The organism is Geobacter sp. 60473 (assembly GCF_036323535.1).
GTDB classification, from domain to species: domain Bacteria; phylum Desulfobacterota; class Desulfuromonadia; order Geobacterales; family Geobacteraceae; genus Geobacter; species Geobacter sulfurreducens.
On the sequence record NZ_AP028967.1, the window covers coordinates 3,183,135 to 3,200,022 of the forward strand.

Sequence of the window (16,888 nt, forward strand, 5' to 3'; positions counted from 1 at the left end):
AGCCATGCTCGATCGCATAATCCGCTTATCCATAGAAAACCGTCTCATCGTGGTTGTCCTTTCGGCCCTCATCCTGGTGGTGGGTACCCTCGTGGCACTCAGGATGCCGGTGGACGTCCTGCCGGACCTGACGGCTCCGACCGTCACTATCATGACCGAAGCGCAGGGCATGGCCCCCGAGGAGATGGAAACCCTGGTGACCATGCCGGTCGAAAGCGCCGTGAACGGCGCCACCGGGGTGCGCCGCGTCCGATCCTACACGGTTGCCGGCCTCTCCACCGTCTGGGTGGAATTCACCTGGGGCACCGACATCTACCGGGCCCGCCAGGTGGTGAACGAGAAGATGCAGGGTCTCGCCGCCTCGCTCCCGGCCGGGGTGACGCCGACCCTCACCCCCATCTCCTCCATCATGGGAGAGGTGATGTATATCGGCCTGACCAGCGATCGTCACTCCCCCATGGAATTGAAGGAGACAGCCGACTTCGTTGTCCGGCGCCGGCTCCTGGCGGTCCCCGGCGTCTCCCAGGTAGTGGTCCTGGGGGGCGAAAAGCGACAGTACCAGGTGGAACTGGACCCGTTGGGGCTCGCCTCATTCGGGGTCTCGGTAGGCGAGGTCCTGGAAGCGGTCCGGGGGAACAACGAGAACTTTGCCGCGGGCATCATGAAGAGCGGCGGCCAGGACTACCTGATCCGCGGCGTGGGGCGCTATCAGACCGCCGATGACCTGGGGCGGGTGGTTGTCTCGACCCGCAACGGCATACCGGTCCTGGTGCGGGATGTTGCCCGCGTGGCCGTGGGTTCGGCCCTGAAAGTAGGAGATGCCAGCGTCGATACCAAGCCGGGGATCCTCATCTCCGTGGCCAAGCACCCGGAGACCAACACCCTGACCCTCACAACCCTGCTCGACGGGAAGCTGGCCGAGATCCGCAAGGGGCTCCCCGCAGGCATGGAATTGCGGGGCGACATCTTCCGCCAGTCCGATTTCATCCAGCGGGCCATGGACAGCATCCGCAAGGTCCTGGTGGAGGGGGCGGTGCTGGTGGTGGCCATCATCTTCCTCTTCCTGGGGAGCATGCGCACCACCTTCATCTCCATCGTGGCCATGCCCCTGTCGCTCATCTTCGCCATCTTCACCCTGCGGCTCTTCGACATCTCCATCAACACCATGACCCTGGGGGGAATGGCCATCGCCATCGGTGTCATCGTTGACGATGCCATCATCGACGTGGAGAACGTTTACCGACGGCTGCGCGAGAACAGCGCCAAGCCCGAAGCCAGGCGGGAACCCGCCGGCAAGGTTATCTTCGATGCCTCCAAAGAGATTCGCTCCTCCATCGTCAACGCCACCCTCATCATCGTCCTGGTATTCCTCCCCCTCTTTTTTCTCTCCGGCGTGGAGGGTCGGCTCCTGAAACCCCTGGGAATCTCCTACATGGTCTCCATCGGCGCATCGCTCCTGGTGGCCCTCACCGTCACCCCGGCCCTCTGCTCCTACCTTCTCCCCCGGGCGCGCTTTCTCGACCGTCACGACGAAGGCAGGGTCTTCACCTGGCTCCAGAAAGCCTACGAACCGGTCCTCAACCTCGCGCTCACCCGGCAGAACCTGGTCATGGGACTTGCGGCAGCGGCCTTCATCCTCTCCCTCATCCCCCTGTCCATGGCCGGCCGCTCATTCCTGCCGCCCTTCAACGAAGGATCGCTCACCATCACACTTGCCACCTCCCCCGGCACCTCCCTGGAGCAGTCGGTGGACATCGCCGCCCGGGTGGAAACGCTGGTGAAGGGACACCCCAACGTGACCCTCACGGCCCGCCGTACCGGCCGGGGAGACCTGGACGAGCACGGCAAGCCCCCCAACGCCTCGGAGATCGAGGCCCAGCTGGACCTCAAGGGGCGCACACTGGAAGAAGTCATCGGCGAATTGCGCCACCTGACCAGTGGGATTCCAGGCACGATTGTTTCCTTCGGCCAGCCCATCAGCCACCGGATCGATCACATGATGTCGGGCACCGCCGCCAATATCGCCATCAAAATCTACGGGCCGGAACTCTTCCGGCTCCGGAGCATCGCCCAGGATATCCAGCGAACCATCGCCGGGGTACCGGGGCTTGAGGATCTGTCGGTTGAGCAGCAGGTTGACGTGCCGCAGCTGCGGGTGATCCCCGACCGCGAGGCCATGGCCCGGTACAATCTCTCCGTGTCGGCCGTTGCCGAAGCGGTTGAGACCGCCACCGCCGGCACTGTGGTGACCAGAACCCTGGAGAAGGACCGCACCTACGAGGTCATGGTCCGCTTCCCCGATGAGGCGCGGGCGGCGGGGAGCGCCGTGGCCGGCATTCTGGTGGATGCGCCGGGCGGGGTAAAAGTTCCCCTTGCCGCGGTGGCTCAGGTAACCAGTGCCAAGGGGCCCAACGCCATCAGCCGGGAAAACGTCCAGCGCAAGATCGTGGTTCAGGCCAATGTGTCAGGGCGCGACCTGAGGAGCGTCTTCGAGGAGGCACGGGGGCGGATCGAGACGGGCGTGAAACTCCCGGAAGGATACTTCATCGAATACGGCGGCCAGTTCGAGAGCGAAGCCGAGGCGACCCGTATGATCGGGCTCCTCTCCCTGGTGTCGTTCCTCTTTATAGGGCTGGTCCTCTACCTGGAGTTCCGCTCATTCCGCGACGTGGGAATCGTCATGGTCAACCTGCCGCTCGCATTCATCGGCGGGATCCTGGCGGTCTTCATCACCGGCGGGGTCATCAACGTCTCAACCCTCGTCGGCTTCATCACCCTGTTCGGCATTGCGGTCCGCAACGGGATTCTTCTGGTATCGCACTACCGACACCTGATGGTGGAGGGGCTGCAGCTGGCAGAGGCGGTCGACCGCGGATCCCGGGAGCGGCTCCGGCCGGTGGTCATGACGGCCCTGGCCGCCGGGCTGGCGCTCATTCCCTTTGCCGTGGCCGCCCACAAGCCGGGGAACGAGATTCTCTCGCCGCTTGCCATTGTCATTCTCGGCGGGCTGCTGAGTTCCACGGTGCTGAACATGGTAGTCCTGCCGTCGCTCTACCGGCGGTTCGGCCGTGGATGATCATCATTCCCGCCTGGCCCGGCACGGCCGCCTCGCAGACAGGGGCGAGCCTGCGCCGGGCCGGTTCTGCCACAGCAAAGAAAAAAGCCCCACGGGACTACTCCCGTGGGGCTTTTTTCTTCGCTATGCCGGCGGTTCTTAGTCCATCTTGACCGGAACCTTGGCCTTCAGGGCGAACTTCCCACCCTTTACTTCCAGAAGGGCCAGCGGCGATTTGATCGGCTCGCGGTTATCGCGGATGGTAATGGTCCCCGAGACCCCTTCATAGTTCTTGGTCTGGCCGAGGGCGGTCTTGAACACCTTCGGATCTGCGCTGTTGGCACGCTTCATGGCATCGGCCAGCATCATGACACCGTCATATCCCTGAGCGTCGAAGAGACCCGGTTCGACGCCGTTGAACTTCTTCTTGTACGCCTCGACAAACTTGGCGGTAACCGGAGAAGCCTGCTCGGGAGAGAAGCCGAGGGCGGACATGGTGCCCTCAACCGCATCGCCGCCCAGCTCGATCAGCTTCGGCGAGAAGAGGCCGTCGCCGCCGAACATCTTGGCCTTGAGGCCCTGCTTGCGGGCTTCCTTCATGATGAGGGCACCCTCGGTGTAGTAGCCGGAGAAGAAGATAACATCGGGCTTCTTGCTCTTGATGTTGGTGATCTGGGCGCTGAAGTCCTTGTCGCCGTCCTTCACCTTCTCGTCGGCAACGATCTCTACCCCTTTACCCTTGGCCGCATCGCGGAAGGTCTGGGAGAGGCCCACGCTGTAATCGTTGTTGTCGGAGGTGATGATCGCAACCTTCTTGTAGCCCAGGTCCTTGGCGAAGAAGTCGATGCAGGCCGGGATGGCGACGCTGTCAAGCAGGGTGTTACGGAAGATGAAATCGCCGTTTTCCACGACGCCGGGGCCCGTGGCGCCGGCGGAGAGGAGTACCACCTGGGCCTTCTGGGCAATGGGGGCGGCAACCTTGGTGATGCCGGTGGTGGGGTCGCCAACGATGGCAACTACGCCGTCACGGCTGATGAGCTTCTGGGTGACCGAGGCACCTTCCTGCTTGTCGCCGCGGTTATCGGCCTCAACGATCTCGACCTTCTTGCCGAGGATGCCGCCGGCAGCGTTGAGCTCCTCGGCCGCCATCTTCATGCCGTCGAGGGTCGGCTTGCCGAACATGGCCACGTCGCCGGTCAAGGCACCGAGGAAGCCGATCTTGATGGTGTCGCCGGCGGCCGGTGCGCCGGCCGGAGCTTCTTCCTTCTTCTTGCAGCCAAAGCCCACCGCAAGGGCCGAGGCTACTGCGGCAACGGTCAGCAGCGATGCAATTTTCCTGAATTTCATGGGTGCTCCTCCTGTTGAATGAATGGTGCAGCAGGGGGAATTACTTGCCGCCGCCGCCTTGCTTCAGCAGCACGTCGACCATCTCGTTGGCCTCTTTGAGCTTCTGCTCAAGCTTCTTGAGCTCCTCGGCAGTGTAGACCTTCTTCCCCTTCTTGATCTCGGCCTGGAGCTTCTTGACCTTCTTCTGGAGGCTGTCGACCTCTCCGGCGCAGTTCTTGGAGGCGAGGAGGCACATGTCCTTCTCTTCCTTGGTCATTTCTGCGGCAAAGGCCGGAACGGTGGCGGAGAACGCAAACGCGGTCAGCATGAGAACAGCCATCTTTTTCATGGGATAAACCTCCTGTCGATCAGTAAGGTAGCGGGTGAAAGAGGCCGGGGCGGTCACACGCCCCGGCCGAAGTCGAAATTAGAACGCGTAGTTCAGAATGAGCGAAGCCATGTAGGGATCGTCGGGGTTCTCACCGCCGGCGGCAACACCGTCGTAGTAGCTGCCGAGGATCACATAGGCGCCGCGGCCGAGAACGCTCATGTTGTCATAGAGCTTGTACTCCACCGTGGCGTTGAGCTCGGTGCCCAGATACTTGTTGTCGGGATCAGCGCTGCCGAGAGTCTGCCACTTCTTGGCAACGGCGGCGAAGCCGGCATTGGCGCTGGCGGACAGCTTGGAGGTAATGGGGAGGTCATAGCCCACAAAACCGGCGATCACACCCTGATCCATGTTGTTGGGGGTGTAGACGAGGGCGTTGTCGGTGCTCATGGCATAGGCGTCGCGGAACAGGAGCTGCATGTTGCCGCCGTAGTAGCCGTTCTCGTCGGCCACGCTCTGGAAGCCGTTGAAGGTGCTGCTGTTGGCGTTCTTGGCGCCGGACACATAGAGGAACTCGGTCCTGGCGGTGCCGGGGCCCACCTTGGCGCGGGCGCCCACGTTGCCGGCAAAGGCGCTGATATGACGATCCACCGGTGCCCTAAGGGTGCCGAACTGGTAAACGAAGAAGCCGTCCACGGTCACGGGGCCGAAGGTGGCCTCAGCGTTCACGCCCACGTTATGAAGCGTGGATGTGTCGGCGAAACCGATCAACTGGAAGAGGGGGCCGGCCACGTAGCCATCCGGGGCGCTCCGGTCGTCGTCGATGAAGTAGTAGGCACCGCCCACCTTGATGTCTTTGGTGACGGCATACTTGCCGGTTGCGGCGAACATGTCGCGGGTCCGCTTGCCGGGCACGCTGCCGCTGGAGTTATCGTTGAAGCGGAAGAAGCCGGCGCCGGCATCAAGGTCGCCGAAGGAACGCGACACCTGGATGCCCGCCATGTCGGCGTCGAAGAGAACTCCCTTGAACACGTCGGCATAGGGCTGGATGCCGACCTTGGCATTCACGCCGGAGCCGGGGATGTTAAAGTCGAGGTACACGCTCTTGGTCTCGATGTTGACCGTGTCGGCCCCGATGGCACCGCCGCTGGTAGATGCTGACTTAGTTGTGTACGAAGAATCGCCCCACTTGGAGTCGATTTCGAAGTGGGTCACGAGCTTAAGGTCGTCATTGGCCTTGGCAATGTACATGAGGCGGGCGCGCTGCTCGAAATAAGTTGCCGTCTGGGGATCCTTGCGGATGCCGTAGGGGTCGTAGAAGCCTGCAGCGGTCTCGGAGTTGTTGAAGTTCGACACGGCGCTGAACAGCCGGAACATGCCGTGGAACTCGTTCTCCAGGGCCAGGGCCGGGACGGCGGAGGCGGCGATGGCCGCCGTTGCGGTGACTGCGATGAGCGATTTCTTGAAACCCATGTACTCCTCCTTCGTTGCGATGAATTAACAGCATTGTAGGGTTGTGATGCTTTACTTTGTACAACCGGCGAGTGTCCAACCACCTCCCTTCTTTGTGAGGAAAGCGACGCCGTTGTCGCTGACTGTCGAAGTAGTCAGAGTATCTGGCTCAGGAACAGCTTGGTTCGCTCGTGGGTCGGATTCCGGAAGAAGTGCTCGGGTGTCCCTTCCTCCACGATCCTTCCCGCGTCCATGAAAATGACCCGGTCGGCAACCTCACGGGCGAAGCCCATCTCGTGGGTGACGACCACCATGGTCATACCCTCCCGGGCGAGACTCTTCATGACGTCGAGCACCTCGCCGATCATCTCGGGATCAAGGGCTGACGTGGGCTCGTCGAAGAGCATGAGCTTCGGGTCCATGGCCAGGGCCCGGGCGATGGCGACCCGCTGCTGCTGACCGCCGGAAAGCTTGGCCGGATAGGCGCCCGCCTTCTCCTCCAGTCCCACCTTGCGCAGAAGCCCCATGGCCTTTTCGGTCGCCTCGGATGCGCTCCGTTGGCGCACGACGCACTGGGCCAGGGTGATATTTTGCAGGACGGTCTTGTGGGGAAACAGGTTGAAGGACTGGAACACCATGCCCACTTCTTCCCGCAACTTGTTGATGTCGGTCCCCTGGCCGTAGAGATCAATGCCGTCCACCACGATCCGTCCCGTGTCGATCTGCTCCAGCTTGTTCAGCGAACGGAGAAGAGTGCTCTTGCCCGACCCGGAAGGGCCGATGATGACCACCTTCTCTCCTTCCTTCACGTCAAACGTTACCCGGTCGAGGGCTCTGAGCCCGCCGAAGTTCTTGCTGACGTCGCGTACTTCTACCATACCGCCCCGCTCAGCTCCCCGCACTGATCCGTTCCTCCATGATTCCGATAAGCTTTGACAAGAAGAGGGTAATGATCAGATAGACGAGGGCAATGACCGTATAGGTCTCGAAATAGGTGAAGCTCTCCGACGCAAACTCCCGTCCCCGGCGCAGGATATCGGCGACCGCCAGAATGGACACCAGCGAGGAATCCTTGAGCAGAGCGATGAATTCGTTACCGATGGGGGGAAGCACGACTTTGGCGGCCTGGGGCAGGATCACGTGGCGCATGGCCTGCCCCTTGGTCATGCCGAGGGAACGGGCCGCCTCCATCTGCCCCTTGGGAATCGACTGGATGCCGGCCCTGATCACCTCGCCCATGTAGGCGCCGTAACAGACGGCCATGGCGATGATGGCGCTTGCCATGTCGGGGACGTGAACGAAGCGGCCCAGGGCGTAGTAGATGTAAAAGAGTTGAACCAGCAACGGAATGCCGCGGATGATCTCCACATAGAGGGAGGCGATGCCGTTGATGATCCGGTTGGAGGAGATGCGCCCGAGGCCGGCCACAAGACCGATGACCAGAGCGAGGAGAATGGCCCCGACGGTAACCTGGAACGTGACCAGGATACCGTCGGGAACGAACTTGAGGATGTTGAGATAGGGATCCGGCTTCGTAACTGTCAGAGCGACCAGAATGCCGATCGCGCCGACAAAGGCAATCCGCCAGGCAGTGAAAAGCCCGATGTCGCTTTTGCTCGGAATAGCTGCGCCGTCACCGACTTCGACGATCGCCGGCCGTGCCCTGTCCTGATCAACCATTTATCTGAGCCACTTCTTCCGGAGTTGCTCGTCAACCTTCTTGGCCTTGACAGCCTTGATGCCCTTGTTGATCAGGGCGAGCAGTTCCTTGTCGCCCTTTTTCACCACGATGCCGTAGGACTCTGCGGTAAAGGACTTGCCCACGATCTTGAACTTGTTCTTGTACTCGGTCTTCTGGAGAGCATAGTGGGCCGCGGTGGGCTCGTCGCAGACCACGCCGGCGATGCGGCCGGCGGCCATGTCCTCGAAGGCCAGGCCGATTTCGTCGTAGTTCTTGAGCTCGACGCCCTGCACCTTCTTGATTTCAAAGGCGCCGGTGGTGCCGATCTGGGCGCCCACCTTCTTCCCCTTGAGGCCGGGGAGGTTTGCCGCCTTCTCGGTCTTGGGCACCACGAGAATCTGCCCGATATTGATGTAGGGGTCGGAGAAATCGTACTGCTTTTTCCGCTCTTCAGTGATGGTGACGGAGGAAATGATGGCGTCATAACGGCCTGCGCCGAGCCCCGCGAAGATGCCGTCCCAGGCGGTGTTTTTGAACTGGACGGCGAAACCGGCTTCCTTGGCGATGGCGTTCATGAAATCGATGTCGAAGCCGACAATCTTCTTGTTGGCGTCAACCATTTCCATGGGCGGCCAGGTGGCATCCGTGGCAACGGTTACCGTACGGCCCGCGGCCTCGGCCTGCCGGGGAACTGCGGCCGTCAGACACACTGCGGCCAGCGTGAGTACCATCAGGGTACGACGCACGAGGTTCATAATTCCTCCCTTGGTTACTGACATTCAATAATGTTTACTGCGCCTAAACGAGGCTACTTTTATGATTATTTTCTCCTGATGTCAATGGCTTTTTGCCGGACTGTCAGCACGTTACCGCCATTTCTGTTTACTTTTCCTTCAAAATGTTCAAAAATATCAAACCATTTGTCACCTTTCCGTAACCAGACGAGCCGTGAATAAAGCAAAAGCCATTGTAGCCCTACTCCTCACCACCTTCTTCTGGGGGATCACTTTTACCATCGTCAAGGACGCCGTGGCACAGGTTGACGTCTTTGTCTTCCTGGCCCAGCGGTTCCTCATGGCCGTGATGCTCCTCGTGCCCTTCTGCGCCTGCCGCCGCGCGCCGCTCACCATGCAGACCGTCCGCCACGGCCTGTTCCTCGGCCTGTTCCTGTTCGGCTCCTATGCCTTCCAGACCATGGCACTCCGGTTCACCACCGCGTCGAACACGGGCTTTCTCACGGGTCTCAGCGTAGTACTCGTTCCCATGCTGGGTGCGCTTCTCTTCAGGCAGGCCGTCTCGCAGGGGATCAAGTGGGGGGTGGCCCTGGCCTTACCCGGCCTGTTCCTCCTCTGCACCAACGGCGCGTTTGTCCTGAACATCGGCGACATGCTGGCCGCCATCTGTGCCGTCTGCGTCTCCCTCCACCTGATACTTACAGGGAAGTTTGCCCGCGATAACGATGTGTGGTGGCTTACTGCCATGCAGTTGAGCACCGTGGCACTCCTGAGCTTCCTTGTTGCCGAGGTCGGCGGCCACCGGACCATGGCCTGGCACCCGGAAATTCTCTGGGCGCTGCTCATCTGCGCCGTCTTTGCCACGGTGTTCGCCTTTCTGGTTCAGACATCCATGCAGCGCTTCCTCAGTCCGGCGCATACCGCCCTCATCTTTTGCCTGGAACCCGTCTTCGCGGCTCTCTACGCCTTCTGGGCCGCCGACGAACGCCTCGGCACCCTCGGCTACCTGGGCGCGCTCCTCATTCTCGCGGGCATGGTAATCTCGGAGCTTGCACCCAGCGGCGAATCCCCTGAAACGTCAACGGCGACCTGACCCGGATGCGTCGTCATACTCTTTGCCAAAGGACATCGCGAACATGAACAACTGCACGACCACCGAGCGCCGCAACCAGTTTGCCAGTGACAACTACGCCGGAATCTGCCCCGAGGCATGGCAGGCCATGGAAGAGGCCAACCGTGGGTATGCCTGTTCCTACGGTGACGACACCTGGACGGAGAGGGCGTGCCGCCTGCTGCGCGACACCTTTGAAACCGACTGCGAGGTGTTCTTCGTCTTCAACGGCACTGCGGCCAACTCACTGGCCCTGGCGTCCCTCTGCCAGTCGTACCACAGCATCATCTGCCACGAGACATCCCATATCGAAACCGACGAATGCGGGGCCGCCGAATTTTTTTCCAATGGCACAAAAATACTCCTGGTTCCCGGCCCCCACGGCAAGGTCGACCCGGACGCAGTTGAGCACACGGTCAAACGGCGCCTCGACATTCATTACCCCAAGCCCAAGGTCCTCAGCATCACCCAGGCAACGGAATTGGGGACCCTCTATTCGGTGGATGAACTGCGCGAGCTGGGCCATCTTGCTCGACGCCTGGATCTACGCGTCCACATGGACGGGGCCCGTTTTGCCAATGCCGTTGCCGCCCTCGGCGTCCACCCGAGCGAGATCACCTGGAAGGCCGGGGTCGACGTGCTCTGTTTCGGCGGGACCAAGAACGGCATGGCCGTTGGTGAAGCAGTCGTGTTTTTCAACCGGGAGCTTGCCCGCGAGTTCGACTACCGTTGCAAGCAGGCGGGACAACTTGCCTCGAAGATGCGCTTTCTGGCCGCCCCCTGGATCGGCATGCTGGAAAGCGGTGCCTGGTTGACCCGCTCAGCCCATGCGAATGCCTGCGCAGCCAAACTTGAAGCCCGGCTTCGCGATATTCCCGGCGTCGGCATCCGCTTTCCCCGCCAGGCAAACTCGGTCTTTGCCGATCTCCCGCCGGGGGTCGTCGACACCCTCCATGGGCTGGGTTGGCATTTCTACACCTTCATCGGCTCCGGGGGGGCGCGCTTCATGTGCTCCTGGGAGACGAGCGATCAGGACATCGACCTGCTGGCGGCTGACATAGCAGGTTGCTGTAACAGGTAACAAAGAGGGCCGGAAGCACGGCGCTCGGAGCGGAGAACCTGAGACATATCAGTGAGATAGGCAGGGGCGCGCACACCGCACAACGCAGCAAATAGGCTCCACAGTTAGTATTTCATCCGGCTGACAGAGGCGGCCTGCTGAGGCCGCCAATCTTCATACATGAGATGTATGTAATTTAAATGCACCCCGATCGCACGCAGCGCGTCAACATTTTCAACAAGTTACAACCACCTCCCTTCCAATCGCCCTCACCCTCCCCTCTTTTTCTGTATACCCACCCCATACAATAAGGGTCTCCACGCCTGCCTCGCCCCCCTCTCCTCGAACAATAAAGACCTTTTATTTAAGCATGTTACAGGTTTCTTTTACCTTGTTTTCCACTATGGCACGGTCACTGCTATATAAAAGACAACACCAACCGGTCACCACCGGTGGACAATGAGGAGGGAGTCATGAAAACCACAGCCATCGCCCTTATCGCCACGATCGCAACCGCAACCACCGCCTTTGGTGCCAGTGGCGCCGCAATTGACGAAGGCGGGTTCTTCGCCCCTCTCTTCCTCGCTTTCGGAGCCGCCATTGTCGCCTTCCAGACCGTTCCCGCCATCATGCTGATGGGATCGATGCTGAAGGGGCTTTTCTCGCCGAAGGTGGAAGAAGGAGCCACGACTCACTGACAGACACCGACGAAGGGGCGGCCCGCCGGGCCGGTACCGGAGAGGGATACGGAAAGGAGACAGCCATGAAAGCGAACGTTGCAGCCAGCACACTGGCAATGGTTCTTGGGAGCGTAACATCGGCCCTGGCGGCGTCGGGGGCACGGGAAGACAATAGTGGAGTGCTGGTATGGATCTTCCTCGGCTTCTGCGCACTGATCATCGTGGCACAACTTGCCCCCGCGGTTCTTACCATGATCGGAATGGCCAAAGGCGTTGCCGACAGCGTAGGCCACAAGGCGGAGGCGAAGAACTAGGGACAGCCCCGCAGAAAGGAGGATGCACAGGAAAACATGACCATGAACAGTACCGCATGAAAAGGCCGCCCCTCCGGCAGGAGAGACGGCCTTTTTGCTTGCCCGGGATCCCGGGAGGGACGTCCGGGGTAGTGTGGTCGCGGTCAGGACGCGGGCAAGACCGGCAGAGCGGGCCCTGAGCAGACGGTGCAACACCTGCGGCAGCCAGAAGAGCTAAATTTACGAGAAAAATCAACCAATCCGGATGCTAGACCCGCTCCAGACCGGCAAAGCGGACCAGAAGCTTCTTCGGCCCCACCGAGTTGAACCAGACGATCACCTTCTGCTCATCCCCCTGCCCTTCAATCTTCCGGATGGTGCCGACGCCGAACTTGCCGTGCCGTACCTTCATGCCGAGCCAGACGCCGCTTTCTTCGGGTTCGTCGGGGACGACCTCCACGTCGGCGAAATCCGGCTCGATCTCGGTTTCCAGGATGGAGGCCAGGTTGTGACGTGCGGGCTCCCGCCCCCGCCCGGCGGCGTCGGACGAGAAGGAACCGAATGCCGGCTGCGACCATTCATCCTCCGTATCCAGGAGGTTCCGGGGGATGTCGGCGATGAAGCGGGAGGGCATGTTCACCTGGTCCTGGCCGAAGATCCGTCGGCGCCGGGCATTGGTGAGGCAGAGCCGCTCCCGTGCCCGGGTCATCCCCACGTAGCAGAGCCGGCGCTCCTCCTCCATGGCCTCGGGGTCGTCCAGAGAGCGGACATGGGGAAAGAGCTTCTCCTCCATGCCGATCACGAAAACCATGGGAAACTCGAGCCCCTTTGCCGCGTGCAGGGTCATAAGCGTTGCCGACTCGCGGCCCGTGCCGCTACGCTCCAGATCCGAGACGAGGGCCACCTGCTCCAGGAACGGAGCAAGTCCCCGCTCATCGCTGGTCCGCTCGAACTCTTCCATGGCTGCCACGAGTTCCTGAAGGTTGGCGAGCCGGTCCGCGGCCTCGTCGGTCCGCTCCTGCCGAAGCCGGTCGGCGTAGCCTGACTCTTCGATGATGCGGGTGGTGAGCTCTGCCAGGGGGAGTTGGTCGCGCAGGGCGAAAAACCTCTCCATGAGCGCTGCAAAGGCAGCCACCTTGCCCCGGGGAGCCGAGGAGAGAAGTCCGCCCGTGGCCGCCTCACCCAGGGCGTCGAGGACGGTGATCCCCCGGCGGACGGCCAGTTCGGAAACCTTGTCCACGGTGCCGGGGCCGATCCCCCGGGCAGGGACGTTAATGATCCGCTTGAACGAAACCTCGTCAGCCGGGTTCGCCAGGACCCGCAGATAAGCGAGGATGTCTTTTACCTCCATCCTCTCATAGAACCGCATGCCGCCCACCATGTGGTAGGGGATGCCGTCGGCCACCAGGGCGTCTTCCACTACCCGGGACTGGGCGTTGGTGCGGTAGAAGACCGCCACGTCCCGGAGGTCGCCGCCACGGCGTACGTATCGCTCGATCTCACGGCAGACGAAGCGGGCCTCCTCCCGCTCGTCGGCCAGGCGACGGTAGACGATGGGGTCGCCCGGCGGGTTCTCGCTCCAGAGGGTCTTGGCCTTGCGCCCCCGGTTGCGGGCCACCACGGCTCCTGCCGCTGCAAGGATGTTCCGGGTGGAACGGTAGTTCTGTTCGAGCTTGATGGTGGTGACGCCGGGGAAATCCTTCTCGAAGTCGAGGATGTTGCGAATGTCGGCCCCACGCCAGCGATAGATGGATTGGTCGTCGTCACCCACCACGCAGAGGTTGCGGTGCTCACCGGCCAATAGGCGCACGAGCCGGTACTGGATCGGGTTGGTATCCTGGTATTCGTCCACCAGGATCCAGCGCCACTGATCCCGGAAGCGCTCAAGCACCACGGGGTGCTCCTCGAAGAGCCGGACGGTCAGCATGATGAGATCGCCGAAGTCGAGGGCGTTGCACTTCTTCAGCCGCTCCTGGTAGGCGGCGTAGACGCGGCCCACCACCTCGCCGGTGAAGGTGTCGGCTGGCAGGTCCTCCGGCGCAAGCCCCCGGTTCTTGCAGTCGTCGATGGCCGAGGCAAGCGAGGTCGCGGGGAAACGCTTCTCGTCGAGGCCGAGACCGGCCATCACTTCCTTGAGGAGCTTGCCGGAGTCCTTGTCATCATAGATGGCAAAAGAGGAATCGTAGCCCAGGTGGTGGATCTCCCGACGAAGGATCCGCGCGCAGGTGGAGTGGAAGGTGGCGATCAGGGGAGCCTCACCCCCCACGAGCTTTTCCACCCGTTCGCGCATCTCGCCGGCGGCCTTGTTGGTGAAGGTCACGGCAAGGATCTGCCGGGCAGGGACGCCCCGCTCGCGGATCAGGTGAGCGATCCGGTGGACGATGACCCTGGTCTTGCCGGAACCGGCACCGGCCAGGACCAGGAGCGGTCCTTCGCCGTGGAGAACCGCGGCCCGCTGGGGAGGGTTGAGATTGTCGAGCAGTTTCATGGGCGCCTTCGGGAGGTCGAATTCGTCACCACCGGAAGGGAAAGGATGCGAGATCGGGGTGACAGTCGACTATACCGAAAACGGCTCCTCCCCTTCAACCGCAAAGAACGCGTGCGCCGCCTCTCCCCGCACCCGGTCCCGGTTGCTGGTAAGATACGGCCCGTATTCGTCACCACGGCATAGGGGCCGGCCACTTCTCATCCACCTAATTCGGCCGTCCAGGCTCAGCGCGATGCGCCGGCTCACCTCACTCGGGATGCCGTCCGGCCCGTGGCATAACGTTCTGCCCCAAGGCCGCCGCGGCTTCCACGTAGCCGCCCGGAATCTCGAATTGCCCCGGCGGAACCGGCGCCGGGACAACCTGTTCCCAGGAAACGACCGCGCCACGTTCATCCTCCCACCGGAGCGGGACCGGCAACGGCGGGACCGCCTCCCAGAGGTACCCCCGGAAGGTGGCGCCGTTCTGGGTTATTTCCGCAGCGTATTTCACGGTATCACGACCGTCCAGCAGCTCCTTCCCCAGCTCGGTCCGGTTGACCCGCAGGGCGGGGTCGAAGAACAGGGGAACGTCCCGGCGCAGATCGGCCAGGGGAATCTCCCGGTACACGGCCATCGTGGGGGCCAGCAGCCATGCCACACCCCTGTCGTAGCGAAGGATCGACACCGAATTCTTGCGCTGACTGCTGAATTCCATCCGCACCCGGTCACCGGACGCAGAGACCCGGGCGGTCCCCGTTACCCCTTCGACCGTTGCATGGTACACACCCGTCCACGACGGCGAGGATGATGCACAGCCCCAGTGCGAGGGCTATGAGCACTGCAATGGCACCAGCCGGACACCTCATGATCTCTCCCCGGGAAGGGGCACCCGCTCAAATGTCCCGCGGGGCCCCTTCGTGCAGGATTGGCTGACTACCTCTTGACCACGGTCGAGGCGGTCTTCAGGTTGTTGGCGCTGTTGATGTCCTTGTCGTTGATCACCTTCGCTTCCCACTTGACCGTTGTCCCGTAGGAGGGGGCGGTCCAGACGAAGCTGTAGGTAACGGCACTATTGTCGGCAGGAGTCGTAACGGTCTGGGAGAAATTGCCGACAACCACGCCCGAGCTGTTCTTGCCCACCAGGGTCAGGCTGCCGGATGCAACTCCCGCCTGCAGATTGTCCACCGTAACCTTGAGGGTTTGGACCGAGCTTTTGCTCGCACTGGTCGGAATGGCGACGGAGGTGACGGCAAGATCGATCATCGGCACCGCTACGCCGTCGGGGTCTTCGTAGGTTACCAGCAGCTGGGCGCTGCGGACAACCGTGGGCTTGCCCACTTCGCCCTTGACGTAGAGCATCAGGTCCAGATCACGGGTGAGGGGACAGTCTTCCATGGAGTAACCGTCAAACGGATCGTAGTTGCCAAAGATGTCGGTGTGCTCGTCCAGGAAATTGTTCCAGTTTTTCGAGTCTGCCAGGACCGGCAGACCGGTGACGGGGTCCTTGATCGTCAGCAGGTCGATAGTGGTCGTTGTGGGGGTACCCACCACGTATTGGGGAATCTCTACACCCGGCAGGTCCTGGCCGTATTTGCTCGACTTGAGCCGGAAACGGGGGTTGGGCCCGCCGAAGGGGTCCCGGTCCAGGGTCGTGTACCAGGCATTGGTGTACTCAAAGAGCCCGGTGGCCGAATTGAGCGCTTTCAGCACGGTTCCGGCTGGCAGCAGTTCCAGGTCGCCCCCCTCCTGGGAATCGACCGCGGACACCCATGTCCCGGACGGGAGCCCGGAGCAGGCCGCCGGCGCCAGAGCCGGCGCGGTGGGGCAGACAGTGTACTGGGGCAGGATACCGGTGGCATTCTCGTTCTCGAAGTCCTCGGGGCGGATCTGGTCGTTGGGACTGTTGCTGATGTCGTGATCAACGACAAGCTTGGCCGACGTAACCTTGTAGTTGGCCCCGGCAACCTTCCACTTGGCCGGCAGCGGCAAGGCGGTGTAGATGTAGACAGGGGTCGGCTCCTGGTTGTAGTTGCCCCAGAAATACAAGTATTTGCCATCGTCTTTCATTCGCTTATTGTAGTCGATCCCCTCCTGGAGAGGATTCGGATCGGCAGGATCGCGCATGAGATGGTCCATGACCACGTACTTCTCGGTGGCGGCTTTGGCCTTGAGGGCGCCGAGCCCCTTGGCCCACTCGCCACCGATGGGGCCGGTCTTCCAGTTGCCGGTTTCATTGTTCTGGACCTTCACGCCGATGACGTTGCCGGAGCCGTCCAGAATATCGGCTACGCGACCATCGTCGTACACGCCGTCACGGGGCTTGGGCTGAAGCGCCGACGGGTCGAAGTTCTTCACATACCAGCCGTAGACCGAGTCGATGCCATAGTAGGTGAGGCTGCCTTCCACCACGGGATTGCCGAGGCAGGTGGAACCGATAATGCCTCGGCCGCACTGGATGTCTTCCTTTTTGAACACATGGGTTGTGGTGTAGTTGACGGACACGGCGTGAGCCGCACCGGCGGTGAGCAGCATGCCGAGAGTCATGGCGGATATCTGTCCGATGTTCTTGTGTTTCATTCCCTTTCTCCTCCAGTTGAGTTCGCTTAGTTTCTGTCCAAACGCTTTCCGGAACACACCGGAACGACAACATGCCCGCGGTAATGCGGAACGGGCACCCCCCTCCTTCCCACCGGGTAGCCGA

The 16,888-nt window shown here is 61.8% G+C and carries 14 protein-coding genes; 5 read left to right on the forward strand and 9 right to left on the reverse strand.

Annotated elements, in window-relative coordinates:
* The first annotated feature begins 4 nt into the window (after window positions 1-4).
* On the forward strand, window positions 5-3,076 hold the full coding sequence (locus tag AABA48_RS14410) for an efflux RND transporter permease subunit (protein WP_338270683.1): 3,072 nt from the start codon (window positions 5-7) through the stop codon (window positions 3,074-3,076).
* A gap of 138 nt (window positions 3,077-3,214) precedes the next feature.
* Here AABA48_RS14410 and AABA48_RS14415 read toward each other — a convergent pair whose 3' ends face one another.
* The 6 genes from AABA48_RS14415 to AABA48_RS14440 all read right to left on the reverse strand — a co-directional run bounded on the left by AABA48_RS14415 (window position 3,215) and on the right by AABA48_RS14440 (window position 8,597).
* Complete coding sequence (locus tag AABA48_RS14415; RefSeq protein ID WP_286351028.1) at window positions 3,215-4,402, reverse strand: ABC transporter substrate-binding protein; 1,188 nt, start codon at window positions 4,400-4,402, stop codon at window positions 3,215-3,217.
* 40 nt (window positions 4,403-4,442) lie between these two features.
* Window positions 4,443-4,730, reverse strand: a complete 288-nt coding sequence (locus AABA48_RS14420; protein ID WP_014552177.1) for a hypothetical protein — start codon at window positions 4,728-4,730, stop codon at window positions 4,443-4,445.
* A 78-nt stretch (window positions 4,731-4,808) separates the two neighbouring features.
* Window positions 4,809-6,182: a hypothetical protein gene (locus tag AABA48_RS14425; RefSeq protein ID WP_286351029.1), complete on the reverse strand. Its 1,374-nt coding sequence runs from the start codon at window positions 6,180-6,182 to the stop codon at window positions 4,809-4,811.
* 134 nt (window positions 6,183-6,316) lie between these two features.
* On the reverse strand, window positions 6,317-7,039 hold the full coding sequence (locus AABA48_RS14430) for an amino acid ABC transporter ATP-binding protein (RefSeq protein ID WP_165443456.1): 723 nt from the start codon (window positions 7,037-7,039) through the stop codon (window positions 6,317-6,319).
* 10 nt (window positions 7,040-7,049) lie between these two features.
* A complete protein-coding gene (locus AABA48_RS14435) occupies window positions 7,050-7,841 on the reverse strand; it encodes an amino acid ABC transporter permease (protein ID WP_286351030.1) in 792 nt (263 codons plus the stop codon).
* The gene (locus AABA48_RS14440; protein ID WP_286351031.1) at window positions 7,842-8,597 is read right to left on the reverse strand and encodes a basic amino acid ABC transporter substrate-binding protein; all 756 of its coding nucleotides are present in this window, start codon (window positions 8,595-8,597) and stop codon (window positions 7,842-7,844) included. It lies immediately after the preceding gene.
* 193 nt (window positions 8,598-8,790) lie between these two features.
* Here AABA48_RS14440 and AABA48_RS14445 point away from each other — a divergent pair, with 193 nt between their 5' ends.
* The 4 genes from AABA48_RS14445 (at window position 8,791) to AABA48_RS14460 (ending at window position 11,741) form a co-directional block, all read left to right on the forward strand.
* Window positions 8,791-9,669, forward strand: a complete 879-nt coding sequence (locus AABA48_RS14445) for a DMT family transporter (RefSeq protein WP_286351032.1) — start codon at window positions 8,791-8,793, stop codon at window positions 9,667-9,669.
* A gap of 43 nt (window positions 9,670-9,712) precedes the next feature.
* Window positions 9,713-10,768 (forward strand): threonine aldolase family protein, encoded by a 1,056-nt coding sequence (locus AABA48_RS14450; RefSeq protein WP_286351033.1) that lies wholly within the window; start codon window positions 9,713-9,715, stop codon window positions 10,766-10,768.
* A 452-nt stretch (window positions 10,769-11,220) separates the two neighbouring features.
* Complete coding sequence (locus tag AABA48_RS14455; RefSeq protein WP_286351034.1) at window positions 11,221-11,445, forward strand: hypothetical protein; 225 nt, start codon at window positions 11,221-11,223, stop codon at window positions 11,443-11,445.
* Window positions 11,446-11,510: 65 nt separating this feature from the next.
* Window positions 11,511-11,741, forward strand: a complete 231-nt coding sequence (locus AABA48_RS14460) for a hypothetical protein (RefSeq protein ID WP_286351035.1) — start codon at window positions 11,511-11,513, stop codon at window positions 11,739-11,741.
* 247 nt (window positions 11,742-11,988) lie between these two features.
* Here AABA48_RS14460 and AABA48_RS14465 read toward each other — a convergent pair whose 3' ends face one another.
* The 3 genes from AABA48_RS14465 to AABA48_RS14475 all read right to left on the reverse strand — a co-directional run bounded on the left by AABA48_RS14465 (window position 11,989) and on the right by AABA48_RS14475 (window position 16,764).
* Window positions 11,989-14,208 carry an ATP-dependent helicase gene (locus AABA48_RS14465; protein ID WP_338270684.1) on the reverse strand — a complete coding sequence of 740 codons (2,220 nt, stop codon included), beginning with the start codon at window positions 14,206-14,208 and terminating at the stop codon, window positions 11,989-11,991.
* A gap of 247 nt (window positions 14,209-14,455) precedes the next feature.
* Entirely contained in the window at window positions 14,456-14,902 is a 447-nt protein-coding gene (locus tag AABA48_RS14470) for a hypothetical protein (RefSeq protein ID WP_338270685.1), read from the reverse strand.
* A gap of 218 nt (window positions 14,903-15,120) precedes the next feature.
* Window positions 15,121-16,764 carry a hypothetical protein gene (locus AABA48_RS14475; protein WP_286351038.1) on the reverse strand — a complete coding sequence of 548 codons (1,644 nt, stop codon included), beginning with the start codon at window positions 16,762-16,764 and terminating at the stop codon, window positions 15,121-15,123.
* Window positions 16,765-16,888 lie beyond the last annotated feature (124 nt).